Here is a 26199-nt window from a genome sequence, read left to right on the forward strand (position 1 = left end):
CCCCGCCTCAGCCGTCCTGACCGGTGCCCTCCACCCGTTCCAGCAGCGCGACCGGTGTGACCGCGAACAGGTCCGCCACGCGCGCGTGCCCCTTGAACTCCCTCTCCGGCGCCAGCGCGTCGGCCCACCGGCCCGGCGGCAGCGGAAGCGTCGTGGCGCCCCAGCCGCCCGCCTCCGCCAGCCGCAGCGACAGCCGGGTGACGGCCGTGACGGTCTCCCCGGAGCGCACGAACGCCAGGCAGTGCGCCGCCGCCGGGCCCTCGGCGGGCAGCGGCTCGTACGTCGCCGTGTCGCCGAAGGCACCGGGCCGCCGGGCGCGCAGCGCGAGCGCCGCCCGCGTCACGGCCGCCTTCTCGCCGGACGCCCCCGGCTCCGTCGGCCCTCCGTGCCCCCGCGGGCCGGCCGGGAACTCCACCGGCCGCCGGTTGTCCGGATCGACCAGGGCCAGGTACTCGTGCTCGGTGCCCTGGTACAGGTCCGGCACGCCCGGCATCGTGAGGTGGGTGAGAGCCGTGCCGAGGACGTTGGCCCGGATGTGCGGCGCCAGGGAGTCGCGCAGCGCGGCCACCCGCTCGCCCGGTGCGCCGCACGGCCCCGCCGCCACGAACGCCGCCACCGCCTCCTCGTACGACGGCTCCTGTTCCGTCCAGCTGGTGTGTGTCCCCGCCTCGCGGACGTGCTTCAGGAGCGCCTCCCGCACCCGCTCACCGTCCGCCGGGCCCAGCCCGAACACCGTCTGCCAGGCCGCCCACGCCAGCTGCGCGTCGGGCCCGTCCCCGCCGGTACGGGTGACCTCCGCGAGGACGTCCGCCCACCGCTCGGGGCACTCGGTGAGCACGGCCAGCGCGGCGCGCACGTCGGCGCTGCGCTTGGTGTCGTGCGTCGAGACGACCGTGCCCGTCGTCGGCCAGTCGCGCTGTACGCGCGCGCAGTAGGCGTGGAACCGCTCCGGGGACAGCGCCGGACCGCCCGGGTTCCCGCCCACCTCCGTCGCCGACAGCAGCGGCACGTAGCGGTAGAAGGCGGTGTCCTCGACGGACTTGGCGCGCAGCGCCGACGCGGTCTGCGCGAACCGGTCCCGGAACTCCGCGTGCTCCGGCCCGTCGCCGTACCGCCCCAGCACGAGGTCCCGTACGACGTCCACCGCGCCGGCCTCCTCCGGCACCGCGAAGACGGCGCGCGCCTCGGCCGCCGCCTCCTCGGTCACCACGGACGCCGCGTCCCCGGCGCCGTACGGCCGGTACACCTCCAGGCGCACCAGCAGCTCGCACAGCGCCGTGCGCAGCGCCCAGGGCGACCGGTCGCGCAGCGCGGGCTCCGGCGAGGCGACGCACAGGCGGTGCGCCACCCGGGTCAGGCGGTCCGTCTCGGTGGCCAGTTCGTGCCCGAGCACCCGGTACGCAGCCCGCCGCACCGTCGCCGCCCAGTCCCCGCCCAGGTCCTCCCGGGGGGCGGCGAACGCACGGTAGTGCCCCAGCAGTTCCCCGTACCCGGCCGGGTCCGTGAAGACCCCGTCGACGTGCCGCAGGGCGTCGTATCCGGTCGTGCCCGCGACGGGCCACACGGCCGGCAGCCGCTCCCCGTCCGCGAGGATCTTCTCCACCACCGTCCACCGCCCGCCGCTCGCCTCGTGCAGCCGCCTGAGGTAGGCGCCGGGGTCCGCGAGGCCGTCGGGGTGGTCGACGCGCAGCCCGTCGATCACCCCTTCGTGCAGCAGCCGCAGGACGGTGCCGTGCGTGGCCTCGAACACCTCGGGGTCCTCCACGCGTACGCCGATCAGCTCCGAGATGCTGAAGAAGCGCCGGTAGTTCAGCTCGGTGCGGGCGAGCCGCCACCACACCGGGCGGTACCACTGGGCGTCCAGGAGCTGCGGCAGCGGCAGGTCCGCGGTGCCGTCCCGCAGCGGGAAGGCGTGCTCGTGGTAGCGCAGTACGTCGCCGTCCACGCACAGCTGGTCGAGGACCTCGCCGACGGGAGCGCCGAGCACCGGCAGCAGGAGCTGCCCGCCCTGCGCCTCCCAGTCGATGTCGAACCACCGCGCGTGGGGCGACGCCGGACCCTGGCGCAGCACGTCCCACAGGGCGCCGTTGTGCCGGGGGGACATCGCCATGTGGTTGGGAACGATGTCCACCACCAGGCCGAGACCGTGCTCCCGCGCGGTGCGCGACAGGGCCCGCAGCCCCTCCTCGCCGCCCAGTTCCGCGCGCACACGCGCGTGGTCCACGACGTCGTAGCCGTGCCCCGACCCCGGCACCGCCTCCAGCACCGGCGACAGGTGCAGGTGGGACACGCCGAGCGAGGCCAGGTACGGCACGGCCGCCGAGGCGGCGGCGAAGGGGAAGTCGGGCTGGAGCTGGAGCCGGTAGGTGGCGCGGGGAGCGGAGGAGGGGGCCGTGGACGTCACCGGGTCGGGTCGCTCAGGTGTCATGCAGAGCTACGTACCCGCCCCGCCGCCTTTCGTGTCACCGGCCCCCTGCACGGGTGAGGGGCGTCCACGCCGCGCGGGCGCCCCGCGCCCGCGCTAGACGGGCCGCTGGAGCACCACCAGGCTGCGGTCCACCAGGGTCAGCCGGTCCCCGGCCTGCACCTTCGGCCCGGTCCCCGAGGGCACCCCCTCCGGGAGCGCGGTGTCCACGACCACCTCCCACTGCCGGCCGTGGTCCACCGGCACCACGAATTCCAGCGTCTTGGGCGCGGCGTTGAACATCAGCAGGAACGAGTCGTCCGTGACGCGTTCCCCGCGCGGACCGGGCTCGGAGATCGCGTTGCCGTTCAGGAAGACGGTCAGCGCCGACGCGCGCGCGGAGTTCCAGTCCTTCTGCGTCATGTCCGCGCCCTCCGGGGTGAACCAGGCGATGTCCGACAGCTCGTCGCGGGTGCCCTCCACGGGGCGCCCGTGGAAGAAGCGGCGCCTGCGGAAGACCGGGTGGTCCTTGCGCAGCCACACCATGGCCCGCGTGAACTCCAGCAGCCCGGGGGCGGCCTCCTCGCCGTCCGGCCAGTCCAGCCAGGCCAGTTCGTTGTCCTGGCAGTAGGCGTTGTTGTTGCCCCGCTGGGTGCGCGCGAACTCGTCGCCGTGGCTGATCATCGGGACGCCCTGGGAGAGCAGCAGGGTGGCGGTGAGGTTCCGCATCTGCCGCGCCCGCAGCTCCAGGACCGCCGGATCGTCGGTGTCGCCCTCGACGCCGCAGTTCCAGGAGCGGTTGTGGCTCTCCCCGTCCCGGTTCTCCTCCCCGTTGGCCTCGTTGTGCTTGTCGTTGTACGCCACCATGTCGTGCAGGGTGAAGCCGTCGTGGCAGGTCACGAAGTTGATCGAGGCCAGCGGGCGGCGCCCGTCGTCCTGGTAGAGGTCGGAGGAGCCGGTCAGCCGGGAGGCGAACTCCGCGAGCGTGCGCTGCTCGCCGCGCCACAGGTCGCGCACCGTGTCCCGGTACTTGCCGTTCCACTCGGTCCACAGCGGCGGGAAGTTGCCCACCTGGTAGCCGCCCTCGCCGACGTCCCAGGGCTCGGCGATCAGCTTCACCTGCGAGACCACGGGGTCCTGCTGCACCAGGTCGAAGAAGGACGACAGCCGGTCCACCTCGTGGAACTGCCGGGCCAGGGTGGCCGCGAGGTCGAAGCGGAAGCCGTCGACGTGCATCTCGGTGACCCAGTACCGCAGCGAGTCCATGATCATCTGGAGTACGTGCGGGGACCGCATCAGCAGCGAGTTCCCGGTCCCCGTGGTGTCCATGTAGTAGCGCGGGTCGTCGGTCAGCCGGTAGTACGAGGCGTTGTCGAGGCCCTTGAAGGACAGCGTCGGGCCCAGATGGTTGCCCTCGGCGGTGTGGTTGTAGACCACGTCCAGGATCACCTCGATCCCGGCCTCGTGCAGCGCCTTGACCGCCGACTTGAACTCCAGCACCTGCTGGCCGCGGTCGCCCCAGGAGGCGTACGCGTTGTGCGGGGCGAAGAAGCCGACGGTGTTGTAGCCCCAGTAGTTGTTCAGCCCCATGTCCACCAGGCGGTGGTCGTTCACGAACTGGTGCACCGGCATCAGCTCCAGCGCGGTCACCCCCAGTTCGGTGAGGTGCTCGATCAGCGCCGGGTGCGCGAGGGCCGCGTAGGTGCCGCGCAGCTCCTCGGGCAGGCCCGGGTGACGCATGGTCAGGCCCTTGACGTGCGCCTCGTAGATCACCGTGTGGTGGTACTCCGTCCGGGGGCGCCGGTCGTCGCCCCAGTCGAAGTACGGGTTGACCACGACCGACGTCATCATGTGCGGGGCCGAGTCGAGGTCGTTGCGCCGTTCGGGCTCGCCGAAGTGGTAGCCGTAGACCTCCTCCCCCCACTGCACCGCGCCGCTGATCGCACGCGCGTACGGATCGAGGAGCAGCTTGGCGCTGTTGCAGCGCTGCCCGTGCTCCGGCGCGTACGGGCCGTGCGCGCGGTAGCCGTACCGCTGCCCCGGCATCACGCCCGGCAGGTACGCGTGCCGCACGAACGCGTCGCTCTCCCGCAGTTCGACGGCGGTCTCCGAACCGTCGTCGTGCAGCAGACACAGCTCTACTCGGTCGGCGGCCTCCGTGAAGACCGCGAAGTTGGTGCCGGCGCCGTCGTACGTGGCACCCAGTGGATACGCCTCTCCAGGCCAGACCTGCATGAACACGACTCTTTCAGGTGTGGGGCGCCGGTGCGGACGCCTTGGCTGCGAGTCTCCCCGAAAGTGAGGCGACCACCTAGCACGTACGTCTCCCTACCCACCCTTCGGCGTTCTGCTCCACACGCGCCGCGGGACGGGCGCGGGGAAGTCTTCCCCGTACCCGGCCACGTCACCGCTATGACTCCGCTCACTCGCCCGTGGGGTGCGACCCGGAACGGGCCGGTGGATCAAGGAGGTTGGGAAAACCGGCCCGTCCATCGGGCTGCACCGCGGACCGCTCCCGGAGTACCCTTCCTTGATCGTTGGGACGGGGTGTCCCCGGGAAGCGTCCGGGGGAGCGGAAGGCGGTACACGGGTGGGCTCGGGAGGGCTGGAGCTGCCTCCTGGTGACGACGGTCACCAGGAGAACTCCACGGACGTCCCGCCCGGTGCGGTGTCCCTGGCGCGGCCGATGAACGCGGGCGCGATCGGTCCGGAACTGGACTGGGACGGCGGCGCCTGGCACGAGGTGCGCACCCGCGCCCAGCGGGCCGGCCGCGCCTACATCTGGCTGAACCTCGTCGAACAGCGGCTGCGCGCGGTCGTGGCGGCCGTCCTGAGGCCGATCTACGAGCCCGTCCACGGCGACGACTGGGTGGTCGCCGCGGCCGGGCCCGCCGGCCAGGAGTGGGTGCAGCGCGCCGTCGCGGTCCGCGAGGTCAGCCGCCGCAAGGGCTACCTGCTGGACCCGGCCGACGACAACGTCCTCAGCTTCCTCACCCTGCCCCAGCTGCGCGAGCTGATGGTGCAGCACTGGCCCTGCTTCGAGCCCTACGTGGACGAGCGCCGGGACGTCGAACTCGCCCTGGACGAGCTGGAGGTCACCCGCAACGTCGTCTCCCGCAACCGGGCGCTGTCCGAGGCGGTGCTGAGCCAGGCCGAGCGGGCCTCGGCACGACTCCTCGAGGTCCTCGGCGCGGGCGGCGACGTGCCGTCCGCGCGCCGGCTGCCGGTGGACGCGGTCGAGGACCTGGTCGGCGACCGCTACGCCGACGTCGTCGCCGTCCACTCCGACCGGGTGCGGCTGCTGCGCATGTTCCCGGCCGAGGACCTGTTCGGCGGGGCCCGCCGCGTGGACGCCCTCGGCATCGGCCTCAACCTGCTCGTCCAGAACTTCTCCGGCCGCCGTCTGCTGCGGCTGGCCGAGTCCGGCGGCCGGGTGCGGCTGCTCTTCCTGAACCCGGCCTCCAGCGCCATAAAGCGCCGCGAGCGCGAACTGGGCATCAAGCGGGGCGAGCTGAGCCGGTCCGTGGAGATGAACATCCTGCACATGCGCCGGGTGCGCGCCCGGCTGCGGGACCCGGGGGCGTTCGAGATCCAGGTCTTCGACGAGACGCCTCGCTTCACCGCGTACCTCGTCGACGGGGACGGCGCCGACGGCATCGCGGTCGTGCAGTCCTATCTGCGCCGGACGCGGGGGATGGAGGCACCGGTCCTCGTCCTGCGCAACGGGCGGGGCGGCGGCAGGGTGGTGAAGGCGGACGAAATCGACGAAGGCGGACTCTTCCCCACCTATCGTGAGGAGTTCGAGCTGATGTGGGCGGATTCGCGGCCGGTGTCGTGAAGGTCCTGTCTGGTGTCGCCCGGAGGTCCGTCCGGGGTCCGGCCCGGGTCCGGAGCGGGGTAAGCGGAATGCGATCCTCGGATTGTCAGTGGCCCGTGGGAAGGTGGAGACCACTGGGGGAACGCACCACCAAGAAGGGGGACCGCCCATGGGCTGGCACCGGGAGCTGCTGATCGGCTTCGACCTGGAGACGACGGGCACCGATCCGCGCGAGGCGCGCATCGTCACGGGGGCCGTGATCGAGGTCAGGGGCGGGGAGCCGCAGGGCCGCCGGGAGTGGCTGGCCGACCCGGGCGTGGAGATCCCGGCCGAGGCGGTCGCGGTGCACGGCATCAGCAATGAGCGGGCGGCCGCCGAGGGCAGGCCCGCCGACCAGGTCGCGGACGCCATCGCCGCCGTGCTCACGGACCACTGGCGCACCGGCGTCCCGGTCGTCGCCTACAACGCGGCCTTCGACCTCACCCTGCTCGCCGCCGAGCTGCGGCGCCACGGACTGCCGTCCCTGCGCGACCGCCTGGGCGGCACGGACCCCGCCCCGGTCGTCGACCCGTACACCATCGACCGCTCCGTCGACCGCTACCGCAGGGGCAAGCGCAATCTGGAAGCGGTCTGCCGGGAGTACGGCGTCCCGCTCGACGCGGCCCACGACGCCACCGCCGACGCGCTCGCCGCGGCCCGGCTGGCCTGCGCGATAGCCGACCGCCACCCGAAGGTCGCGTCCCTCGGCCCGGCGGACCTGCACCACCGCCAGGTCGAGTGGTACGCCGAGTGGGCGGCGGACTTCCAGAGCTTCCTGCGCCGCAAGGGCGACGCCACGGCCGTCGTCGACGCGACGTGGCCTCTGCGCGAGCCGGCCGACGAGCGCGTCTGACCGGGCGACGAGCGCGGCTGACCGGGCGGCGTCCCGGACCGCCGGAGCGCCGCCCGGGACGGTCCGGGTCAGAAGGGATACCAGCGCACCGTCGGGTCCCCGTCCCGCAGCGACGCCACCCTGCGCTCGAACTCGGCCAGCGCCTTCGGATTGCTCGGCGCGTGCTGGGCCACCCACGCGCAGCTGGCCGTCTCCCGGGCGCCGCGCAGCACCGCACAGCCGTCCCACTCGCGTACGTCCCAGCCGTAGGTGGCCGTGAAGGCGTCGTACGCCTCGGCGGGCAGCCCGTAGCGGTCCCGGCTGAGCGCCAGCACCACGAGATCGTGCTCGCGCAGGTCGGCGGAGAAGGTCTCCAGGTCCACCAGGACCGGCCCGTCGGGACCGACGTGCACATTGCGGGGCAGCGCGTCGCCATGGATCGGGCCCGGCGTCAGGTGCGGGGTGAGCGCGGCGGCGGCCGAGGCGAATCCGTCCCGGCGCTCGCGCAGATACGCGGCGTCCGCGGGGTCGATCACGTCGCCCGCGAGCCGCAGCCAGCGCTCCACACCGCCCAGCAGCTCGCGGGGCGGCAGCTCGAAGGAGGAGGGGAGGGCCAGTTCGTGGACCAGCCGCAGCAGCACGGCCACGTCCCGCGGCTCGGCGGGCCGCACCGGCTCGGGCAGCCGCCGCCACACCGTCACCGGATGCCCGTCGACGAACAGCGCCGTCGGGCGGGCCGCCCGCACCGCCGGCACGCCTGCCTCCTCCAGCCAGAGTGCGACGGCCAGTTCCCGGCGCGCCCGGTCGAGGAGTTCCGCGTCCCGGCCCACCTTGACCGCGAGGTCACCGGCGGCGAACACCGCGTTCTCGCCGAGGGCCAGCAGCCGCGCCTGAGCCGGTCGGGGCAGTGCGCCCGCCCCGGCCAGCACCTCCCGGGCCCGTGCCTCGTCCATCGTCGTACGCCTCCGTGTCCGTCATGTCCGCCGGGTTCCCGCCGTCCGTCGGCCAGTGTCGCATTCGCACAGGTGGGAGCGGATGCGCGGGCTCTTGACGGGTCGCGGTCACTTCACGACCATGACGAGGCCCGTCCGAGCAGCGCAAAGGGGCTGATTACGTGGCATTGGTGACCGAGTCGAGGAAACCGGCGCGCCGTGCGCCCGGCACGGAGCGGGGACGGCACGGGCCGGACCACGGCGCCTGGTTCCTCGTGCTGCCCGCGCTGATCCCCATTCTGGTGCTCAGCGTCGGACCGCTGCTCTACGGCATCCTGCTGGCGTTCACCGACGCCCAGTCCGGCCGCACCGAGCCCACCCGGTGGATCGGCACGCTGAACTTCCAGGACCTGCTGCACGACACGCTGTTCTGGGAGTCCTTCCGGATCGGGCTCGTCTGGGCGGTCGGGGTGACGGTGCCGCAGTTCCTGCTCGCACTCGGTCTCGCCCTGCTGCTCAACCAGAACCTCCGCCTGCGCTGGCTGGCCCGCGCCCTCGCGATCATCCCCTGGGCGATGCCCGAGGTCGTCGTGGGCGTCATGTGGCGGCTCGTCTACAACACGGACGCGGGCATCCTCAACGAGACGCTGCGCGACCTCGGCCTCGGCAACGGACACGACTGGCTCAGCGGCCTCGGCACCGCCCTGCCCGCCGTCATCGTCGTCGGCGTCTGGGCCGGCATGCCGCAGACGACGGTGGCGCTCCTCGCCGGACTCCAGAACACCCCCCGCGAGCTGCACGAGGCCGCCGCCGTCGACGGCGCCGGAGCCTGGCGCCGCTTCCGCACCGTCACCTGGCCCGCCCTCAGACCCATCGCGCTCGCCATCACCGCGCTCAACCTCATCTGGAACTTCAACTCCTTCGCCCTGGTCTACGTGCTGACCAACGGCGGCCCCGGTGGCCGCACCCGGCTGCCCATGCTCTTCGCCTACGAGGAAGCCTTCCGCTACGGGCAGTTCGGCTATGCGGCAGCGATGGGCTGCGTCATGGTGGCGGCGATCTCGGTCCTGCTGGCCGTCTTCCTCGCCGGCCGGCTGAAGGGCGGACTCAAGGGAGGTGACGAGGCGTGAGGACCTCGACCACGGCCCGCGTCGGCCAGTACGCCGCGCTGCTCGCGTATCTCGTCTTCCTGGCCTTCCCGTTCCTCTGGCTGATCTCCACCGCGTTCAAACCGCCACGCGAGCTGGGCAGTCTGCACCCCACCTGGATCCCGGAGAACCCCACCCTCGACAACTTCCGGCAGGCCTTCGACGAACAGCCCCTGCTGCACGCCGCGCTCAACTCCCTGCTCGCCGCGCTCGGCGCCGCGGTGATCGCCGTGGTGATCGCCACCCCGATGGCCTACGTCATGGCCCGCCGCCGCGGCCGGCTCGCCAGGGCGGCCACCGGGTGGGTCGTGGTCAGCCAGGCCTTCCCCTTCGTCCTGCTGATCATCCCGCTCTTCCTGGTCCTGAAGAACCTCGGACTGATCAACTCCGTGCCCGGGCTGGTGATGGTGTACGTCGTGTGGTCGCTGCCGTTCGCGCTGTGGATGCTCGCCGGGTACGTCCGCGCCGTACCGGCCGAGCTGGAGGAGGCGGCGGCGGTCGACGGCGCCGGGCGGCTGCGGACGCTGGTCTCGGTGACCGCGCCGTTGCTCGCGCCGGGGATCGTGGCGACGGCCCTGTTCGCGTTCATCACCGCGTGGAACGAGTTCTTCTTCGCGCTGGTGTTGCTGAAGACACCGGAGAAACAGACCCTGCCGGTGATCCTCACCCACTTCATCGGCGCCGAAGGCGTCGCCGACCTCGGCCCGCTGGCCGCGGCGGCCTTCCTCGCGACGCTGCCCTCACTGGTGATCTTCGCGCTGATCCAGCGGCGGATCACGGGCGGCATGCTCGCCGGGGCGGTGAAGAGCTGATGCGCACCCGCACCGCGACCCTGCTCGTCGCCCTCGCCCTGCTGCTCGCCGGCTGCACCTCGGGCGGCGGCGACGCGGACGACGGCCGGATCACCCTGCGCTTCCAGTCGCTGGCCTGGCAGGAGGAGTCGGTCGAGGCCAACAAGGAACTGGTCCGGGAGTGGAACGCCGCCCACCCGGACGTACGCGTCGAGTACGTCCAGGGCAGCTGGGACAGCGTCCACGACCAGCTCCTCACGTCCTTCGAGGGCGGTGAGGCGCCCGACATCATCCACGACGCCTCCGACGACCTCGCCGACTTCGCGTACGGCGGTTACCTCGCCGACCTGACCGAGCTGCTGCCCGACCGGCTGAAGTCGGACATTCCCGAGCGCAGTTGGGAGACGGTCACCTTCGACGACGGGGTCTACGGTGTGCCGTTCCTCCAGGAACCCCGGGTGCTGATCGCCAACGCCGACCTGCTGCGGAAGGCGGACGTCCGGATCCCCACGCCCGAACACCCCTGGACCTGGGCGGAGTTCCGGCAGGTGACGGAGCGGCTCAGCGGCGACGGCAGGTACGGGGTGGCGTGGCCGCTCAAGGAGCCCGTCTCCGCGACGCTCAACCTCTCCCTGTCCAACGGCGGCCGGATGTTCCACCGGGACGCGGACGGAAAGGTCACCGTCCGCTTCGAGGAGGGCGACCAGGTGGTGCCCCGCACCATCCACGACCAGGTCGAGACGGACCGCAGCGCCTCGTCCGACACGCTGGGCAGCGGCGGCTCCGACACCCTGCCCGGCTTCTTCGCGGGCAAGTACGCGATGGTGCCCCTCGGCTTCTCCTACCGCCAGCAGATCGAGCAGCAGGCCCCGGAGGGCTTCGACTGGCAGGTGCTGCCCGCCCCCGCGGGCACCGACGGGCTCGCCCAGGGCGTCAGCCCGCAGACCCTGTCGATCGCCGAGGACACCCCGCACAAGAAGGAGGCCGCCGCCTTCCTCGACTTCCTCCTCCAGCCGGACAACATGGTGCGCCTGGCCCTCGGCGACTGGATGCTGCCCACCGCCACGCGCGCGCTGAAGGCCCCCGCCCTGCACACGGCCGAGCGGGGCTGGGCCACCGGCACCGCGCTCGCCGGCCACCTGCGCTCGGCACCCGCGCAGTCCGTCCGGGGGTACCCCGAGTGGAAGGACAAGGTGGCCACCCCCGCGCTCCAGGAGTACTACAGCGGGGCGATCGGCCTGGACGAGCTGCGCGAGCGACTGGAGGAGGACGGCAACCTCGTACTCGCCCGCTACCAGCGCTGACGCCGGGCGGTGGGCGGCCCGCGCCCGGGGCCCGCGCCGAAAACCCGTTGCCCGCCCGGCGCGCGGCCGCCTAGCGTCACCTGCGTGGCAGCTTTCAACGCGATCTTCAACTCCGGTCTCGGCCGGGGCTGCACGTACTCCATCAGGATGCGTCGTGGCCCCGGAGCCCTGACCGGCCCGGGGTCCCCCCGCCGCTGAGGCACGTCACGCGCTGACGCACGTCTCCCACCCGCGGCGGGGCTGAGCCTCCGCGATCTCCTTTCGCCTTCGTCTTCCGGTCGGGGCCTTCGGCTGCCCTTTTCCCCTCCACGGAAGACAAAGGACCGCAGGCCATGGCCCGCCCCACCCAGCGTGCCCGCACGCTCTCGCAGAACTTCCTCGCCGACCGCGCCACCGCCGACCGTGTCGCCCGGCTCGCCGCGCCCGACAGCCGGCACCCTCCGCTCCTGCTCGAAGTGGGCGCCGGTCAGGGCGCCCTCACCGAGCCGCTGGCCCGCCGCAGCCGGGAACTGCGCGCCTACGAGATCGATCCCCGGCTCCTGCCGGGGCTCCGCGCCCGTTTCGCGCACACCCCCCACGTCCGCGTCGTCGCCGGTGACTTCCTCGCCGCGCGGCCGCCGCGCACCCCGTTCGCCGTCGCCGGGAACGTGCCCTTCTCGCGCACCGCGGACATCGTGGACTGGTGCCTCACGGCTCCCGCGCTCACCCACGCCACCTTGATCACGCAGCTGGAGTACGCCCGCAAACGCACCGGTGACTACGGTCGCTGGACGCTGCTGACGGTCCGGACCTGGCCGTGCCACGAGTGGCGCCTGGTGGGCAGGGTGGGCCGGTACCGCTTCCGCCCGGCGCCGCGCGTCGACGCCGGGATCCTCCGCCTCGAACGCCGCCCCACCCCGCTGCTCACCGGCGCCGCCCGCCGGAGCTGGGACGACCTGGTCGAGCTGGGCTTCTCGGGGGTCGGCGGCTCGCTGCACGCGTCCCTGCGGCGGGCCCGCCCGGCCCGGCGCGTGGACGCCGCGTTCCGGGCAGCACGGCTCGACCCGCGCGTGCTGGTGGGCGAGGTCCCGCCCGCGGCGTGGCTGCGGCTGCACGAGGTGCTGGCGCCGTGATCCGGAAAGATGCGCCCCAGAGCTTGCACGAGACGTCTCGTCTCGCGTACGGTCGGCGCATGACCAGTCCCGCGCACATCGCCATGTTCTCCATCGCCGCCCACGGCCACGTGAACCCCAGCCTGGAGGTGATCCGCGAGCTCGTCGCGCGAGGGCACCGGGTGACGTACGCGATCCCGCCGCTCCTCGCGGGGAAGGTCGCCGAGGCGGGGGCCGAACCCAAGCTCTGGGACAGCACGCTGCCCGGCCCCGACGCCGACCCGGAGGCATGGGGGAGCACCCTGCTGGACAACGTGGAGCCGTTCCTGGACGACGCCATCCAGTCGCTCCCACAGCTCGCCGAGGCGTACGAGGGCGACGAACCGGACCTCGTCCTGCACGACATCGCCTCCTACACGGCCCGCGTCCTCGGCCACCGCTGGGACGTGCCGGTGGTCTCCCTGTCGCCCTGCATGGTCGCCTGGGAGGGGTACGAGCAGGAGGTCGCCGAGCCGATGTGGGAGGAGCCGCTGAAGACCGAGCGCGGCCAGGCGTACTACGCCCGCTTCCGGGCCTGGCTGGAGGAGAACGGGATCACCACTCACCCCGACCCCTTCGTCGGCCGCCCCGAGCGCTCCCTGGTGCTGATCCCCAAGGCCCTCCAGCCCAACGCCGAGCGGGTCGACGAGACGACGTACACCTTCGTCGGCGCCTGCCAGGGCGACCGGACCGCCGAGGGCGACTGGACGCGCCCCGAGAGCGCGGAGAAGGTCGTGCTGGTCTCCCTCGGGTCCGCCTTCACCAAGCAGCCCGGTTTCTACCGGGAGTGCGTCAAGGCCTTCGGTGAGCTGCCCGGCTGGCACACGGTGCTCCAGATCGGCCGGCACGTCGACCCGGCCGAGCTGGGCGAGGTGCCGGACCACGTGGAAGTGCGGACCTGGGTACCGCAGTTGGCGGTCCTCCAGCAGGCCGACCTGTTCGTCACCCACGCGGGCGCCGGCGGCAGCCAGGAGGGCCTGGCGACCGCCACGCCGATGATCGCCGTACCGCAGGCCGCGGACCAGTTCGGCAACGCCGGCATGCTCCAGGGGCTCGGTGTCGCCCGGCAGCTCGACACCGAGGAGGCCACCGCCGAAGCGCTGCGCACCGCCGCCCTCGCCCTGGTCGACGACCCTGAGGTGGCCCGGCGCCTCAAGGAGATCCAGGGCGGGATGGCCCACGAGGGCGGCACCCGGCGGGCCGCCGACCTGATCGAGGAGCGACTGGCCGCCGCCAGGGCCTGACCGGCACCCGGCACAGCACGCCGCGGGCCCGCCGGTTCCTCTCGGAACCGGCGGGCCCGCGGCAGTGGTGGGGCCGCTCACACCCCCACCCGCTCACCCCGCTCCCCGCGCTCGCCCTCGTCGTCGCGGACCGCCGGCGCGATCGCCTCGGGCGCCTCGTCGTGGGTGAGGTCCGGCAGCCGGTGCAGCCACTTCGGCAGGTACCAGTTGCGCTCTCCGAGCAGGGACATCACGGCCGGCAGCAGGACACCGCGGATGATCGTCGCGTCGATCAGCACCGCCGCCGCCAGGCCCACGCCCATCTGCTTCATGGACTGCATGGACAGCGTCCCGAAGATGGCGAACACCGCGACCATGATGACGGCCGCACTGGTGACGACCCCCGCCGTGGTGACCACCCCGTGCCGGATCGCGTCCGCCGTGTTCCGCCCGCGCAGCCGCGCCTCACGGATCCGCGAGACCACGAACACGTGGTAGTCCATCGACAGGCCGAACAGGATCACGAAGAGGAACAGCGGCAGCCACGTGATGATGGCGCCCACACCCTCCGCGCCCACCAGCGACGCGCCCCAGCCGTGCTGGAAGACGGCGACCAGGATGCCGTAGGCGGCGCCCACCGACAGCAGGTTCAGCACGATCGAGGTGAGCGCGATCGTCAGTGAGCGGAAGGACAGCAGCATCAGCAGGAAGGCGAAGGCCACCACGAAGGCGAAGACCGGCAGGACCGAGCCGACCAACTGGTCGTTGAAGTCCTTCGACCCGGCGACCTGACCGGTGATCGGCGCCTCCACGCCGTCGACCTTGCCCAGCGTGGCCGGCCGCACCTCGTCCCGCAGCTTGTCGAGGCTCTCGCCCGCCTTGTCCTGGTCGGAGCCGCCGACCAGCGGGACGTAGACCAGGGCGACGTTCTGCTCGTCGTGCGTCGTGACGTCGACCGGGCCGCGTGAAACACCCGAACTCACGGCCCGCTCACGGAAGTCGGCGAGTGCGGCCCGCACCTCCGGCGCGTTGATGTCGTCGGCCTTCACGACCACCTCGGCCGGGTCCGACCCGCCGGGGAACGCCTCGTTGACCCGGTTGTACGTCTGCACGATCGGCAGCGAGTCGCCGAACTCCTGGTCCAGCGTGAGGTTCTCCGTCTTCATGCCGATCGCCGGGGCGGCCACGGCCAGCAGCGCGCCGGTCGCCACCACGGCGGCGAGCAGCGGCTTGGCCAGGACGCGGTTCAGGACCGCCGTCCAGAACCGGCTGCCCTCCGAGGCGCCGCCCTTGCGGCGCCGGCGCAGGAACGGCAGGCGGCCCTTCTCGACCCGGTCGCCCAGCAGCGACAGCAGCGCGGGCAGCACCGTCACCGAGCCGACCATGGCGACCGCGACCACCATCAGCGAGGCCAGGCCCATCGCCTCGAACTCGGCGATGCCCGTGAACAGCATGCCCGCCATGGCCACGCACACCGTGACACCGGAGACGACGATCGCCCGGCCGCTGGTGGCGGCGGCGATCCTGAGCGCGGTCTGCGCGTCCCGGCCCGCGGCGCGCTCCTCGCGCTCACGGCGCAGGTAGAACAGGCAGTAGTCGACGCCGACGGCCAGACCGACCAGCAGCATCACGGAGTTGGCGGTCTCGCTCATCGGCTGGAAGTGGCTCACCAGGGCCATCAGACCCATCGTCGCGATGATCGCGGTGATCGCCAGCGCCACCGGTACCAGCGCCGCCACCAGCGCCCCGAACGCGACCAGCAGGATGCCGAGCGCCACCGGCACCGCCGAGTACTCGGCCTTCTTGAAGTCGTCGCCGAACGCGTCGTCGAACGTCTTCATCATGCTGGCGCCGCCGATCTCCTCGATCCGCAGCGACTCGTGCTCCTTCTGGACGTCCGCGACGGCGTTCAGCACCGGCTCGACCCGGTCGCCCGCCGTGTCCGCCTCGCCGCGCATGTCGAACCGCACCAGCGCGCTGCGGCCGTCCTTCGAAATCGTCTTGGCCTCGTACGGGGAGGTCACCCCCGTGACCTGGCCGGTCCCCTCCACCGCCGTGACGACCGCGGTGACCGCGGCCCGGAAGTCGGCGTCCGTCGCCTTGAGGCCGCCGTCCTTCGCCTGGACGAGGACGGACTCACCGGCCGGCTCCTCGATCCCGGCATCCTCGACGATCTGCGCGGCGGTGTGCGTCTCGCCGCCCATCTGGTCGCTGTCCTTGACGTCGACCCGGCCGGCCGCCGACCCGAGCCCCATCGCGAGGACGACGAACAGCACCCAGATGCCGACGGCGGCCCATCGGTGTCTGGCGCTCCAGCCGCCGGCCCGCGCGGCTATGCCCCGCACCCGTGTGTCTCGGTTCCGCATGACCGGCCTGCCCCCCATTGAGCGGCGACGACCCCCTGCCGTCACCTTGCGCTTCGAAGGTATGGCCCGCGTAAGAACACCGCGTCGTGCTCCTTGGTGACGCACCCCGGCGACGGGTCATCCCTCCGTACCGCCGTGTCTCACCGCTGAGGAGGATTCCGGCCCCTTACATCTTTCGGGTCGCCGGGGTGCGGGCTCGGGGTGCGCCGGGGGCGCCGGTACCCTTTCGCAGGCTTGTTGTCTAAGTCACAGGTGCGTGTAGTGGTTGAACCACGCACACCGCATCGGAGAGAGTGGCGCGCACGTCCGCCGCCGTGCGGACCCGGCCGTCGTGCCCGCCCCCACGGGGCACGACGGCCGTTCTAGGGTGTGCCCATGACGACGATGTACGCGGCGCTGCTGCGCGGGGTCAATGTCGGCGGGGCGAGGAAGCTCCCGATGGGCGACCTGCGCGCGCTTCTGACGGACCTCGGCCACGACGCCGTACGCACGTATCTGCAGAGCGGGCAGGCCGTCTTCGCCGCCGCGCACGGGGACGAGGATTCCCTGGCCGCCGAGTTGGCGGGGGCGATCGAGAAGCGCTTCGGCTTCGCGGTGGACGTGATCGTGCGCGACCACGCCTATCTGAAGGCCGTCGCCGAGGCGTGCCCCTTCCCGGCAGCCGAACTGGAGGCCAAGCAGTTGCACGTCACCTACTTCTCCGCCCCCGTGGACGCGGAGCGCTTCGCGCCGGTCGACGCGCCGGCCTTCCTCCCGGAGGAGTTCCGCCTCGGCGACCGCGCCCTGTACCTCTACGCGCCCGACGGTCTCGGCCGCTCCAAGCTCGCCGAGGCCCTCGCGCGTCCCCGCGTGAACAAGGGCGTGGTCGCGACCACCCGCAACTGGAACACCGTCGTCAGACTCGTGGAGATGACCGGCCCCTAGAGGCGGGACTGCGCTCCCTCACGTCAGGCCCCGACCGCCGCCAGTACCGGGGTCCGCGCCGCGTCGTACCGCTCCAGCAGGACCCGCGCCACTTCCGGGGAGGGGCCGAGGACGTCCGCCAGTACGTCCGCCCCGGCCGCGCCCCGCGCGATCCGGTCCGGCAGGCGGCCGGGCGCGAGGACGTACGGGGCGACGGCGACGCGTGCGCAGTCCAGAGCGCGCAGCTCCCGCACGGCGTCCTCGGTGCGGGGGAGGGATGCGGAGGCGAACGCAGGCCGCACGGCGCACCAACCGGAACGCCGCCACTCCCGCGCGATTTCTGCGATCACTGCGATCGCCTCCGGGTCGGAGGACCCCGCCGAGGCCAGGACGACCCCGGTCGAGGACTTGTCGGCGGGCGTGAGGCCCGCCTCGTACAGCCGCCGCTCCAGCGCCGCCAGCAGCAGCGGCGAGGGGCCGAGCACGTCCGCCTGACGGATCCTGAGCCGCGGCGGGGCGTCCGCCAGGACCGCCGGGATGTCCGCCTTGGCGTGGAAGGCGCGGGTCAGCAGCAGCGGCAGCGCCACCACGTCCCGCACCCCCTCCGTCGCCAGGGATTCCAGCACGCCCGGCACGGAGGGCACGTTGAAGTCCAGGAAGCCCGTCTCCACCCGTACGTCGGGGCGCAGCGCCCTGACCCGGCGGACCAGGGCGTGCACGGTCGCGGCGTGCCGCGGGTCGCGGCTGCCGTGGGCGATGACCAGAAGGACCGGTGCGGACATGTCGTACCTCAGCTCTTCACCAGCAGGCCGCGGCTGCGCAGTACCCACCGCTCCAGCGGGCTGAAGATGAGCAGGTCGATGGCGATGCCGACGATGAGGATGAGGAGGATGGCTTCGAAGACCATGGCCATGTCGCTGGCGTTGCGGCCGTTCTCCAGCAGCTGGCCCAGGCCCACCCCCAGGTCGGGGAAGGAGGCGATGATCTCGGCGGCCATCAGTGAGCGCCAGGAGAACGCCCAGCCCTGTTTGAGGCCGGCGACGTAGCCGGGCAGGGCGGCGGGAAGGACGATGTGCCAGGTGCCTTTCAGTCCGGTGGCGCCCAGGGTGCGGCCGGCGCGCAGGAAGAGGGGGGAGACCTGGTCGACGCCGGAGACGAGGCCGTTGGCGATGGAGGGGACGGCGCCGAGGAGGATGACGGCGTACATCATGGAGTTGTTCAGGCCCAGCCAGATGACGGCGGGGGGTACCCAGGCGACCGAGGGCAGGGACTGGAGGCCGGACAGGATGGGGCCGATGGCGGCGCGGACGACTTTGACCCGGGCGACCAGCAGCCCGAGGGGGGTGCCGATCACGAGGGCGAGCAGGAAGCCGGAGAGTCCGCGCGAGACGCTGGTCCAGATGTAGCCGAGCAGTTCGCCCTGGAGCCAGGCGTCCTGCGCCACCCGCCACACGTCTGCCGGGGCGGGCAGTTTGGTCGGGTCGTCGACGATCTTGAAGGAGACCAGGGCCTGCCAGATGGCGAGCACCAGCAGGACGGCGACGGCGGGCGGCAGGATCTTCTCCACGAAGGTCTGCCTGAAGGGGATCCGGGTCTTCTGCCGGGTCTCCAGGGCGTCGAGGCCCGCCTCCAGACCGGCGAGATCTCCCGCGTCCTTGGCGGGCGTGGTGGTCTCAGTGCTGGCCATGACGGCGGATCTCCCCACGCAGTTCTTCGGTGATCTCGACGGAGAGTTCCGCCACGGCGGTGTCCTCGATGCGGCGCGGCTGCGGAAGGCCGACCGTCCACTGGCGGGCGATGCGCCCGGGGCGGGAGGACAGCAGCACCACGCGTTCGGCGAGGCGGACGGCCTCGCGCACGTTGTGGGTGACGAACAGGACGGACAGCTGGGTCTCGCGCCAGATGCGGGTCAGTTCGTCGTGCAGTACGTCGCGGGTGATGGCGTCGAGTGCCGCGAACGGCTCGTCCATCAGCAGCAGTTTGCTCTCCTGGGCGAGCGCCCGGGCGAGCGCGACGCGCTGGCGCATGCCGCCGGACAGTTCGTGCACCCGCTTGCCGTGCGCGCCCTTGAGCCGGACGAGTTCGAGCAGCTCCTCCGCCTTGTCACGGCGCTCTGTCTTGGGCACGCCGCGCAGTTTGAGGGCGAGTTCGATGTTCTTGCCCGCGGTGAGCCAGGGGAAGAGGGCGTGCTCCTGGAACATGAGGGCGGGGCGTCCGTCGGTGGTGATCTCGCCGGTGCTGGGCCGGTCCAGGCCCGCCACCAGGTTGAGCAGCGTGGACTTGCCGCAGCCGGAGGCCCCCAGGAGGGTGACGAACTCGCCGGGCGCGACATCGAGGGTGATGTCGTCCAGCACGAGCTGCTGCCCGGCGGGGCCCGCGAACGACTTCGAGACATGCTCGATACGGGCGGCGTGGACGGCCGACTCGGTGCCGTCGGCGGCCTTGGCGAGGGTCGTGGTCGTGGCCATGGTCGTCACCTCCTGGGGAACGGTCGGATCCGGGCTTTACTGGGCGCCGAGTCCGGCGTCGTCGACGGTGGGCTTGCCCTTGGCCTTGAGGACCTTGTTGAGCAGTGTGAGGTCGTAGATGCCGCCCAGGTCGGGCTGGTCGAGCAGGCCGGCCTTGACGGCGTGTTCGGCCTGGGCGTCGAGGGTGGCGGCCAGCGGGTCGTCGGTGAGCTGGATCGACTTCCACGCCGGGTCGAGGACGTCGGCGGGCAGGGCCTTGCCGGTGTCCTTCTCCAGCTGCTTGTTGGCGGCGGCCTTGGCCTCGTCGGGGTTGGCCTTGATCCACGCGTTGGTGTCGACCGAGGCCTTCAGCACCGCCTCGACAGCCTTCGGGTGTTCGGTGAGGAACTTCTGCGACACGATGATGTTCGTGATCACGAACTTCTTGTTGGGCCACAGCGTCGACTCGTCCAGCAGTACCTTGCCGCCCTCGGCGACCAGCTTCGACGCGGTCGGCTCGGGCACCCAGGCGCCGTCCAGGGAACCGGACTTGTAGGCGTCGGGTGTGACCTTGTTGTCGCTGCGCACGACGGTCACGTCGCCCTTGCCGGACTGTGCGTCGGTCTTCCAGCCCTGCTCGGCGATCCAGTTCAGGAAGGCGACGTCCTGGGTGTTGCCGAGCTGCGGGGTGGCGATGCGCTTGCCCTTGACGTCCTTCAGCGACTTGATCTTGTCCGGGTTCACCACCAGTTTGACGCCGCCGGAGGCGGAGCCGCCGATGATGCGGAGGTTCTTGCCGCCGGACTTGGTGTAGCCGTTGATCGAGGGGGAGGGGCCGATCCAGCCGATGTCGATGGAACCGGAGTTCAGCGCCTCGATCTCGGAGGGGCCCGCGTTGAAGGTGGCGTACTTGGCCTCGGTGGCGCCCAGGGCTTTCTGGAAGAAGCCCTTCTGGTTGCCGACCAGCGCCGTGGCGTGGGTGACGTTGCCGAAGTAGCCGATCCGGACGGAGTCCAGACCGTCGGTCTTCTCGGCACCGGCGGCGACCTTGGCCCCGTCGTCCTTCTCGGCCTGGGAGCCGTACCCGCAGGCGGCGAGCGCCAGCAGCGGCAGGGCGGCCAGGACCGCGACGGTGCGGCGCAGGGCGGTGGTGGCAGGCACGGGAGGTGTTCCTCTCGTTGGTCCGGCTCTCACGCCTGTCGGGTCGTCCGAGGTGTCAGGTCGTGGCCGGGAGGTCGGCTTGTCTTCGGCTGTGCGGGTGGGGGGTGTGGGCGCGCGGGCAGTGCGCGTACGTCAGCGCGCACATCGCGCCACTCCGCCCTGCCCGCTGCCGAGGGCACCGCTGCCGACGCGGCCGCCCTCCTTTGCGAACGTGGAGTAGAAGTCAGGGGAGTTCATGCTCAGAAGTCCCACCCGTCTTCGTCCGCCTCGTCCTTGACCGGCTCCGGCGTGGCGAAGGACTCACCGGCCATGCCGGCGGTGAGGGTGGTGCCGTCGCTGGGGTCGATGAGGATGAAGGAGCCGGTGCGGCGGGAGTCGGCGTAGGAGTCGGCGGGCAGGGGTTCGGCGGTGCGGATGGTGACCCGGCCGATGTCGTTGGCGGAGAGCTGTCCGGGGTGCGGGTGCAGGGACAGGTCGTCCAGCGTGAGCCGGGCCGGGATGTCCTTGACGATCGCCTTGACGGTGCGGGTGCCGTGTTTGAGCAGGACCCGGTGGCCGACGGTGAGGGGGGCGTCGGCGACGTGGCAGACGGTGGCCTCGACGTCCTGGCTGGTGGCGGGGGCGTCCTTGCGGGGCACGATCAGGTCGCCGCGGGAGACGTCGATGTCGTCCTCGAGCAGCAGGGTCACCGACTGCGGCGTCCAGGCCTCCTGGACCGGCACCCCGAGCAGGTCGATCCCGGACACCTTCGAGGTGCGTCCGGAGGGCAGGACGGTGATCTCGTCGCCGACGCGGAAGGTGCCCGCGGCGATCTGACCGGCGTAACCCCGGTAGTCGGGATGTTCGGCGCTCTGCGGGCGGATCACGTACTGCACGGGCAGCCGGGCGTGGCAGTTTGCGAGGTCGTGGCTGACCGGCACGGTCTCCAGGTGCTCCAGCACGGTGGGTCCGCCGTACCAGTCCATGACCGCGGAGGGCTCGACGACGTTGTCCCCGGCCAGTGCGGAGATGGGGATCGCGGTGACCTCGGGGACGCCCAGCTCGGTGGCGTAGGCGGTGAACTCCTCGGCGATCGCGGCGAACACGGGCTCGCGGTAGTCGACCAGGTCCATCTTGTTCACGGCGAGGACGACGTGCGGCACCCGCAGCAGCGCGGCGATGGCCGCATGCCGGCGGGTCTGTTCCACGACCCCGTTGCGGGCGTCGACCAGGATCACCGTCAGCTCGGCGGTGGAGGCGCCGGTGACCATGTTCCGCGTGTACTGCACGTGTCCGGGGGTGTCGGCGAGGATGAAGCGGCGCCTGGGGGTGGCGAAGTAGCGGTAGGCGACGTCGATGGTGATGCCCTGTTCGCGTTCGGCGCGCAGGCCGTCGGTGAGCAGGGCGAGGTCGGGGGCGTTTTGGCCGCGGCTCGCGGAGGCCCGCTCCACGGCCTCCAGCTGGTCGGTGAGGACCGACTTGGAGTCGTGCAGGAGGCGTCCGACGAGGGTGGACTTGCCGTCGTCGACGGAGCCGGCGGTGGCGAACCGCAGCAGCGTCGTCTCGGACAGCTGCCAGATGGACAGGGCTCCGGTGGGTTCGGTGGTGCGGGTCATGTCTAGAAGTACCCCTCGCGCTTGCGGTCTTCCATCGCGGCCTCGGACATCTTGTCGTCGGCGCGGGTGGCGCCGCGTTCGGTGAGCCGGGTGACGGCGATCTCGGCGATGACCTTCTCGATGCTGTCGGCGTCGGAGTCGACGGCGCCGGTGCAGGACATGTCACCGACGGTGCGGTAGCGCACCAGCCGCTTCTCCACGGCTTCGCCGGCCCTGGGGCCGCCCCACTCACCCGCGGTCAGCCACATCCCGGCGCGGGCGAACACCTCGCGTTCGTGGGCGTAGTAGATGGCGGGCAGTTCGATGTTCTCGCGGGCGATGTACTGCCACACGTCCAGCTCGGTCCAGTTGGACAGGGGGAAGACGCGGACGTGTTCACCGGGGGCGTGGCGGCCGTTGTAGAGGTTCCACAGTTCGGGGCGCTGGCGGCGCGGGTCCCACTGGGAGAACTCGTCGCGCAGCGAGAACACCCGCTCCTTGGCGCGGGCCTTCTCCTCGTCGCGGCGTCCGCCGCCGAAGACGGCGTCGAACTGTTCGGCCTGGATCTTCTCGGTCAGCGGCAGCGTCTGCAGCGGGTTACGGGTGCCGTCCGCACGCTCCTTGAGCACGCCCCGGTCGATGTAGTCCTGCACGGAGGCGACGTGCAGCCGCAGCCCGTGCCGTTCGACGGTGCGGTCGCGGTAGTCGAGGACCTCGGGGAAGTTGTGCCCGGTGTCCACGTGCAGCAGCGAGAACGGCACCGCCGCGGGCGCGAACGCCTTCAGCGCGAGGTGCAGCATGAGGATGGAGTCCTTGCCGCCGGAGAACAGGATCACCGGCCGCTCGAACTCACCGGCCACCTCACGGAAGATGTGCACCGCCTCCGACTCGAGAGCATCGAGGTGGGAGAGGGCGTAAGGGCTGTCGGTGCCCTCCGCCACGGCCGCCACGGACGTCGTCATGCCAGTCCCCTTTCGGTGAGCAGGGCGTGGACCGCCGCGGCGGACTCCTGAACGGTCTGGTGCTGCGACTCGATGCGCAGGTCGGGCTTGAGGGGCTGCTCGTACGGGTCGTCGACGCCGGTCAGCCCCGTCAGCTCACCCGCCGCCTGCTTGGCGTACAGGCCCTTGACGTCGCGCACCGAGCACACCTCGACGGGGGTGGCCACGTGCACCTCCACATACGGCGTGCCGTTCGCCTCGTGGCGCTCGCGGACCGCGTCGCGGCTCTCCGCGTACGGGGCGATCACCGGGACCAGTGCCGTGACGCCGTTGCGGGCGAGGAGTTCGGCGACGAAGCCGATGCGCTGCACGTTGGTGTGCCGGTCCGCGCGGTCGAAGCCGAGGCCCGCGGAGAGGAACTCGCGGATCTCGTCGCCGTCGAGGAGCTCGACGCGCCTGCCCTCCTCGCGCAGGCGGCCGGCCAGCTCGTGGGCGATGGTGGTCTTCCCGGCGCTGGGCAGGCCCGTGAGCCAGACGGTGGCTCCGGTCGTCACGTGGTTCTCCCTGAAACTCGATGGTCCGGTGGTCGTCGTCATGTCAGCCGTGCAGTCCGCATTCGGTCTTGGTGAGGCCCGCCCAGCGTCCGGAGCGGGCGTCCTCGCCCTCCAGCACACGGCGGGTGCACGGCGCGCAGCCCACGGAGGCATAGCCGTCCATGAGCAGCGGGTTGGTGAGGACGCCGTGCTCGTCGACGTACGTTTGCACATCTTCCTGTGACCACTTGGCGATGGGAGAGATCTTGACCTTCCGCCGCTTCTCGTCCCAGCCGACCACGGGGGTGTTCGCCCGGGTCTCGGACTCGTCGCGGCGCAGACCGGTCGCCCAGGCCTGGTAGCCGGCCAGGCCCTCGTCCAGCGGCTTGATCTTGCGCAGCGCGCAGCACAGGTCGGGGTTGCGGTCGTGCAGCCCGGGTCCGTACTCGGCGTCCTGCTCGGCGACGGTCTGGCGTGGGGTGAGCGTAATGACGTTCACGTCCATCACGGCCTCCACCGCGTCCCGGGTGCCGACAGTCTCCGGGAAGTGGTAGCCGGTGTCGAGGAATACGACGTCCACTCCTGGCAGGGCGCGGGAGGCGAGGTGGGCGACGACCGCGTCCTCCATCGAGGAGGTCACGCAGAAGCGGTTGCCGAAGGTGTCGGCCGCCCACTGGAGGATCTCCAGGGCGGAGGCGTCCTCCAGCTCGCGGCCCGCCCGCTCGGCCAGGGCCTTGAGTTCGTCGGTCGTACGCTCTTCCCGAACCGCGGTCATATCGGTTCCCCTCCCGTGGAGTTGGGCTGAAGTCCCCGGGCCAGCAGGCCGAGGAACTTCAACTGGAATGCGCGGTTGCACGCCGCGCATTCCCAGGCGCCGTGGCCCTGCTCGTGCGGACGCAGGTCCTCGTCACCGCAGTAGGGGCAGTAGAAGGGCGCGGCACGCTCGGTCATGACAGGGCCTCCTCGGAGGCGCGGGCCGCCCAGGTCGCGAAGCGCTCGCCGTCCTCGCGCTCGGCCTCGAAGCGCTTGAGGACGCGCTCCACGTAGTCCGGCAGCTCCTCCGCCGTGACCTTCAGGCCGCGCACCTTGCGGCCGAAGCCGGGCTCCAGGCCGAGGGCGCCGCCCAAGTGCACCTGGTAGCCCTCGACCTGCTCGCCCCGGTCGTTCAGGACCAGCTGGCCCTTGAGGCCGATGTCCGCGGTCTGGATGCGGGCGCAGGCGTTGGGGCAGCCGTTGAGGTTGATGGTGAGGGGCTCGTCGAAGTCGGGGAGGCGGCGCTCCAGCTCGTCGATGAGGGAGGCGCCGCGCGCCTTGGTCTCGACGATGGCCAGCTTGCAGAACTCGATGCCGGTGCAGGCCATGGTGCCGCGCCGGAAGCTGGAGGGCCGGGCGGTGAGGTCGAGCGCCTCCAGGGACTCCACCAGGGAGTCGACCTGAGCCTCCTCGACATCGAGGATGATCATCTTCTGCTCGACGGTCGTCCGGACCCGGCCCGAGCCGTGCGCCTCCGCCAGGTCGGCGACCTTGGTCAGGATGGTGCCGTCGACGCGGCCGACGCGCGGGGCGAAGCCGACGTAGAAACGGCCGTCGCGCTGCCGGTGCACGCCGATGTGGTCGCGCCAGCGGCTGGTGGGATCGGCGGGCGCCGGGCCGTCGGTCAGCTTCCGCTCGAGGTACTCGTCCTCCAGGACCTGGCGGAACTTCTCCGCGCCCCAGTCGGCGACCAGGAACTTCAGGCGGGCGCGGTTGCGCAGCCGCCGGTAGCCGTAGTCGCGGAAGATCGAGATGACGCCCTCGTAGACGTCGGGGACGTCGTCGATCGGCACCCACGCGTTCAGTCGCACGCCCAGCTTCGGGTTGGTGGACAGGCCGCCGCCGACCCACAGGTCGAAGCCCGGCCCGTGTTCGGGGTGCTCCACCCCGACGAACGCCACGTCGTTGATCTCGTGCACGACGTCGAGGACCGGCGACCCGGAGATCGCGGTCTTGAACTTGCGGGGGAGGTTCGAGTACGCGGGGTTGTTCAGGACGCGGCGCTTCATCTCCTCCAGCGCCGGCGTGCCGTCGATGATCTCGTCCTCGGCGATGCCCGCCACCGGGGAGCCGATCATCACCCGGGGCGTGTCGCCGCAGGCGGTCACCGTGGACAGGCCGACGGCCTCCAGGCGGTTCCAGATCTCGGGCACGTCCTCGATCCGGATCCAGTGGTACTGGACGTTCTGCCGGTCGGTGATGTCGGCCGTGCCGCGCGCGAACTCTTGCGAGATCTCACCGACGACCCGCAGCTGCGCGGTGGTCAGCGCGCCGCCGTCGATGCGGACGCGGAGCATGAAGTAGCTGTCGTCCAGCTCCTCCGGCTCCAGGACGGCCGTCTTTCCGCCATCGATGCCCTGCTTGCGCTGGGTGTACAGCCCCCACCAGCGCATACGTCCGCGCAGGTCGCCGGGGTCGATCGAGTCGAAACCCCGCTTGGAGTAGATCGTCTCAATCCGTGTCCGTACGTTGAGACCGTCGTCATCCTTCTTGGTCTGCTCGTTGGCGTTGAGCGGGGTGAAGTGACCCGCCGCCCACTGGCCCTCACCGCGGTGACGGCTCACCTTGCGGCGGGGGGTCGCGGCGGCAGGCTCGGGTGGGGTGGCGGCCATGGTGTGACA

22 protein-coding genes are annotated in these 26199 nt (G+C 71.8%); 8 read left to right on the top strand and 14 right to left on the bottom strand.

From position 1 onward, the window contains the following. Positions 1–7: 7 nt before the first annotated feature. Together treY and glgX are read right to left on the bottom strand one after the other, a co-directional pair. Positions 8–2428 carry a malto-oligosyltrehalose synthase gene (gene treY, locus OIE75_RS30750; protein WP_329472878.1) on the bottom strand — a complete coding sequence of 807 codons (2421 nt, stop codon included), beginning with the start codon at positions 2426–2428 and terminating at the stop codon, positions 8–10. Positions 2429–2521: 93 nt separating this feature from the next. Next, on the bottom strand, positions 2522–4639 hold the full coding sequence (glgX, locus tag OIE75_RS30755) for a glycogen debranching protein GlgX (RefSeq protein ID WP_329472879.1): 2118 nt from the start codon (positions 4637–4639) through the stop codon (positions 2522–2524). A 355-nt stretch (positions 4640–4994) separates the two neighbouring features. Here glgX and OIE75_RS30760 point away from each other — a divergent pair, with 355 nt between their 5' ends. Together OIE75_RS30760 and OIE75_RS30765 are read left to right on the top strand one after the other, a co-directional pair. Beyond that, the gene (locus tag OIE75_RS30760; RefSeq protein ID WP_307015734.1) at positions 4995–6242 is read left to right on the top strand and encodes an SAV2148 family HEPN domain-containing protein; all 1248 of its coding nucleotides are present in this window, start codon (positions 4995–4997) and stop codon (positions 6240–6242) included. A 148-nt stretch (positions 6243–6390) separates the two neighbouring features. Next, complete coding sequence (locus OIE75_RS30765; protein WP_307015735.1) at positions 6391–7113, top strand: 3'-5' exonuclease; 723 nt, start codon at positions 6391–6393, stop codon at positions 7111–7113. Positions 7114–7181: 68 nt separating this feature from the next. Here the strand turns inward: OIE75_RS30765 and OIE75_RS30770 are convergent, their stop codons facing one another. Further along, positions 7182–8045: a phosphotransferase enzyme family protein gene (locus OIE75_RS30770; protein ID WP_329472880.1), complete on the bottom strand. Its 864-nt coding sequence runs from the start codon at positions 8043–8045 to the stop codon at positions 7182–7184. A gap of 161 nt (positions 8046–8206) precedes the next feature. Between OIE75_RS30770 and OIE75_RS30775 the strand changes: the two genes are divergently transcribed. From OIE75_RS30775 to OIE75_RS30795, 5 genes are all read left to right on the top strand, one after another. Then, positions 8207–9154, top strand: a complete 948-nt coding sequence (locus OIE75_RS30775) for a carbohydrate ABC transporter permease (protein ID WP_307015737.1) — start codon at positions 8207–8209, stop codon at positions 9152–9154. Continuing rightward, positions 9151–9984 (top strand): carbohydrate ABC transporter permease, encoded by an 834-nt coding sequence (locus OIE75_RS30780; protein WP_122618277.1) that lies wholly within the window; start codon positions 9151–9153, stop codon positions 9982–9984. The genes OIE75_RS30775 and OIE75_RS30780 overlap by 4 nt, the downstream gene beginning before the upstream one ends. Next, on the top strand, positions 9984–11267 hold the full coding sequence (locus OIE75_RS30785; RefSeq protein WP_307015738.1) for an ABC transporter substrate-binding protein: 1284 nt from the start codon (positions 9984–9986) through the stop codon (positions 11265–11267). The genes OIE75_RS30780 and OIE75_RS30785 overlap by 1 nt, the downstream gene beginning before the upstream one ends. Positions 11268–11599: 332 nt before the next feature. Then, a complete protein-coding gene (erm(O), locus tag OIE75_RS30790; RefSeq protein WP_307015739.1) occupies positions 11600–12379 on the top strand; it encodes a 23S rRNA (adenine(2058)-N(6))-methyltransferase Erm(O) in 780 nt (259 codons plus the stop codon). A 59-nt stretch (positions 12380–12438) separates the two neighbouring features. After that, positions 12439–13641, top strand: a complete 1203-nt coding sequence (locus OIE75_RS30795; protein WP_329472881.1) for a glycosyltransferase — start codon at positions 12439–12441, stop codon at positions 13639–13641. A 77-nt stretch (positions 13642–13718) separates the two neighbouring features. On the opposite strand, the gene OIE75_RS30800 is transcribed toward OIE75_RS30795, so the two are convergent. After that, positions 13719–15986, bottom strand: coding sequence for an MMPL family transporter (locus OIE75_RS30800; protein ID WP_329472882.1), 2268 nt, complete (start codon positions 15984–15986; stop codon positions 13719–13721). Between the two features lie 375 nt (positions 15987–16361). Between OIE75_RS30800 and OIE75_RS30805 the strand changes: the two genes are divergently transcribed. Beyond that, entirely contained in the window at positions 16362–16910 is a 549-nt protein-coding gene (locus tag OIE75_RS30805) for a DUF1697 domain-containing protein (protein ID WP_329472883.1), read from the top strand. Between the two features lie 23 nt (positions 16911–16933). Here OIE75_RS30805 and OIE75_RS30810 read toward each other — a convergent pair whose 3' ends face one another. From OIE75_RS30810 to sirA, 10 genes are all read right to left on the bottom strand, one after another. Next, positions 16934–17671, bottom strand: coding sequence for a sirohydrochlorin chelatase (locus OIE75_RS30810; RefSeq protein WP_329472884.1), 738 nt, complete (start codon positions 17669–17671; stop codon positions 16934–16936). 8 nt (positions 17672–17679) lie between these two features. Beyond that, positions 17680–18576 (bottom strand): ABC transporter permease, encoded by an 897-nt coding sequence (locus OIE75_RS30815; RefSeq protein ID WP_329472885.1) that lies wholly within the window; start codon positions 18574–18576, stop codon positions 17680–17682. Further along, positions 18563–19357: an ABC transporter ATP-binding protein gene (locus OIE75_RS30820; protein WP_329472886.1), complete on the bottom strand. Its 795-nt coding sequence runs from the start codon at positions 19355–19357 to the stop codon at positions 18563–18565. Before OIE75_RS30820 ends, OIE75_RS30815 begins: the two co-directional genes overlap by 14 nt. Positions 19358–19393: 36 nt before the next feature. Then, on the bottom strand, positions 19394–20497 hold the full coding sequence (locus OIE75_RS30825) for an aliphatic sulfonate ABC transporter substrate-binding protein (RefSeq protein WP_329472887.1): 1104 nt from the start codon (positions 20495–20497) through the stop codon (positions 19394–19396). Positions 20498–20736: 239 nt separating this feature from the next. Continuing rightward, complete coding sequence (locus OIE75_RS30830; protein ID WP_329472888.1) at positions 20737–22092, bottom strand: sulfate adenylyltransferase subunit 1; 1356 nt, start codon at positions 22090–22092, stop codon at positions 20737–20739. A 2-nt stretch (positions 22093–22094) separates the two neighbouring features. Beyond that, a complete protein-coding gene (gene cysD, locus OIE75_RS30835; RefSeq protein ID WP_329472889.1) occupies positions 22095–23033 on the bottom strand; it encodes a sulfate adenylyltransferase subunit CysD in 939 nt (312 codons plus the stop codon). Next, a complete protein-coding gene (gene cysC / locus OIE75_RS30840) occupies positions 23030–23566 on the bottom strand; it encodes an adenylyl-sulfate kinase (protein ID WP_122618560.1) in 537 nt (178 codons plus the stop codon). The genes cysD and cysC overlap by 4 nt, the downstream gene beginning before the upstream one ends. A 43-nt stretch (positions 23567–23609) precedes the next feature. Next, entirely contained in the window at positions 23610–24320 is a 711-nt protein-coding gene (locus OIE75_RS30845; protein ID WP_307015750.1) for a phosphoadenylyl-sulfate reductase, read from the bottom strand. Continuing rightward, entirely contained in the window at positions 24317–24496 is a 180-nt protein-coding gene (locus tag OIE75_RS30850) for a hypothetical protein (RefSeq protein WP_122618266.1), read from the bottom strand. The genes OIE75_RS30845 and OIE75_RS30850 overlap by 4 nt, the downstream gene beginning before the upstream one ends. Next, on the bottom strand, positions 24493–26190 hold the full coding sequence (sirA, locus tag OIE75_RS30855) for a sulfite reductase SirA (protein ID WP_307015751.1): 1698 nt from the start codon (positions 26188–26190) through the stop codon (positions 24493–24495). Before sirA ends, OIE75_RS30850 begins: the two co-directional genes overlap by 4 nt. Positions 26191–26199 lie beyond the last annotated feature (9 nt).

The sequence above is a fragment of the Streptomyces sp. NBC_01723 genome, from assembly GCF_036246005.1.
GTDB lineage: Bacteria > Actinomycetota > Actinomycetes > Streptomycetales > Streptomycetaceae > Streptomyces.

Coding starts and splice junctions, on each gene's coding strand:
- OIE75_RS30830 (WP_329472888.1), bottom strand. CDS start 22,092: ATGACCCGCACCACCGAACCCACCGGAGCCCTGTCCATCTGGCAGCTG.
- OIE75_RS30850 (WP_122618266.1), bottom strand. CDS start 24,496: ATGACCGAGCGTGCCGCGCCCTTCTACTGCCCCTACTGCGGTGACGAG.
- OIE75_RS30820 (WP_329472886.1), bottom strand. CDS start 19,357: ATGGCCACGACCACGACCCTCGCCAAGGCCGCCGACGGCACCGAGTCG.
- sirA (WP_307015751.1), bottom strand. CDS start 26,190: ATGGCCGCCACCCCACCCGAGCCTGCCGCCGCGACCCCCCGCCGCAAG.
- OIE75_RS30795 (WP_329472881.1), top strand. CDS start 12,439: ATGACCAGTCCCGCGCACATCGCCATGTTCTCCATCGCCGCCCACGGC.
- cysD (WP_329472889.1), bottom strand. CDS start 23,033: ATGACGACGTCCGTGGCGGCCGTGGCGGAGGGCACCGACAGCCCTTAC.
- OIE75_RS30770 (WP_329472880.1), bottom strand. CDS start 8,045: ATGGACGAGGCACGGGCCCGGGAGGTGCTGGCCGGGGCGGGCGCACTG.
- OIE75_RS30805 (WP_329472883.1), top strand. CDS start 16,362: ATGACGACGATGTACGCGGCGCTGCTGCGCGGGGTCAATGTCGGCGGG.
- OIE75_RS30785 (WP_307015738.1), top strand. CDS start 9,984: ATGCGCACCCGCACCGCGACCCTGCTCGTCGCCCTCGCCCTGCTGCTC.
- OIE75_RS30815 (WP_329472885.1), bottom strand. CDS start 18,576: ATGGCCAGCACTGAGACCACCACGCCCGCCAAGGACGCGGGAGATCTC.
- OIE75_RS30810 (WP_329472884.1), bottom strand. CDS start 17,671: ATGTCCGCACCGGTCCTTCTGGTCATCGCCCACGGCAGCCGCGACCCG.
- OIE75_RS30845 (WP_307015750.1), bottom strand. CDS start 24,320: ATGACCGCGGTTCGGGAAGAGCGTACGACCGACGAACTCAAGGCCCTG.
- glgX (WP_329472879.1), bottom strand. CDS start 4,639: ATGCAGGTCTGGCCTGGAGAGGCGTATCCACTGGGTGCCACGTACGAC.
- treY (WP_329472878.1), bottom strand. CDS start 2,428: ATGACACCTGAGCGACCCGACCCGGTGACGTCCACGGCCCCCTCCTCC.
- OIE75_RS30765 (WP_307015735.1), top strand. CDS start 6,391: ATGGGCTGGCACCGGGAGCTGCTGATCGGCTTCGACCTGGAGACGACG.
- OIE75_RS30800 (WP_329472882.1), bottom strand. CDS start 15,986: ATGCGGAACCGAGACACACGGGTGCGGGGCATAGCCGCGCGGGCCGGC.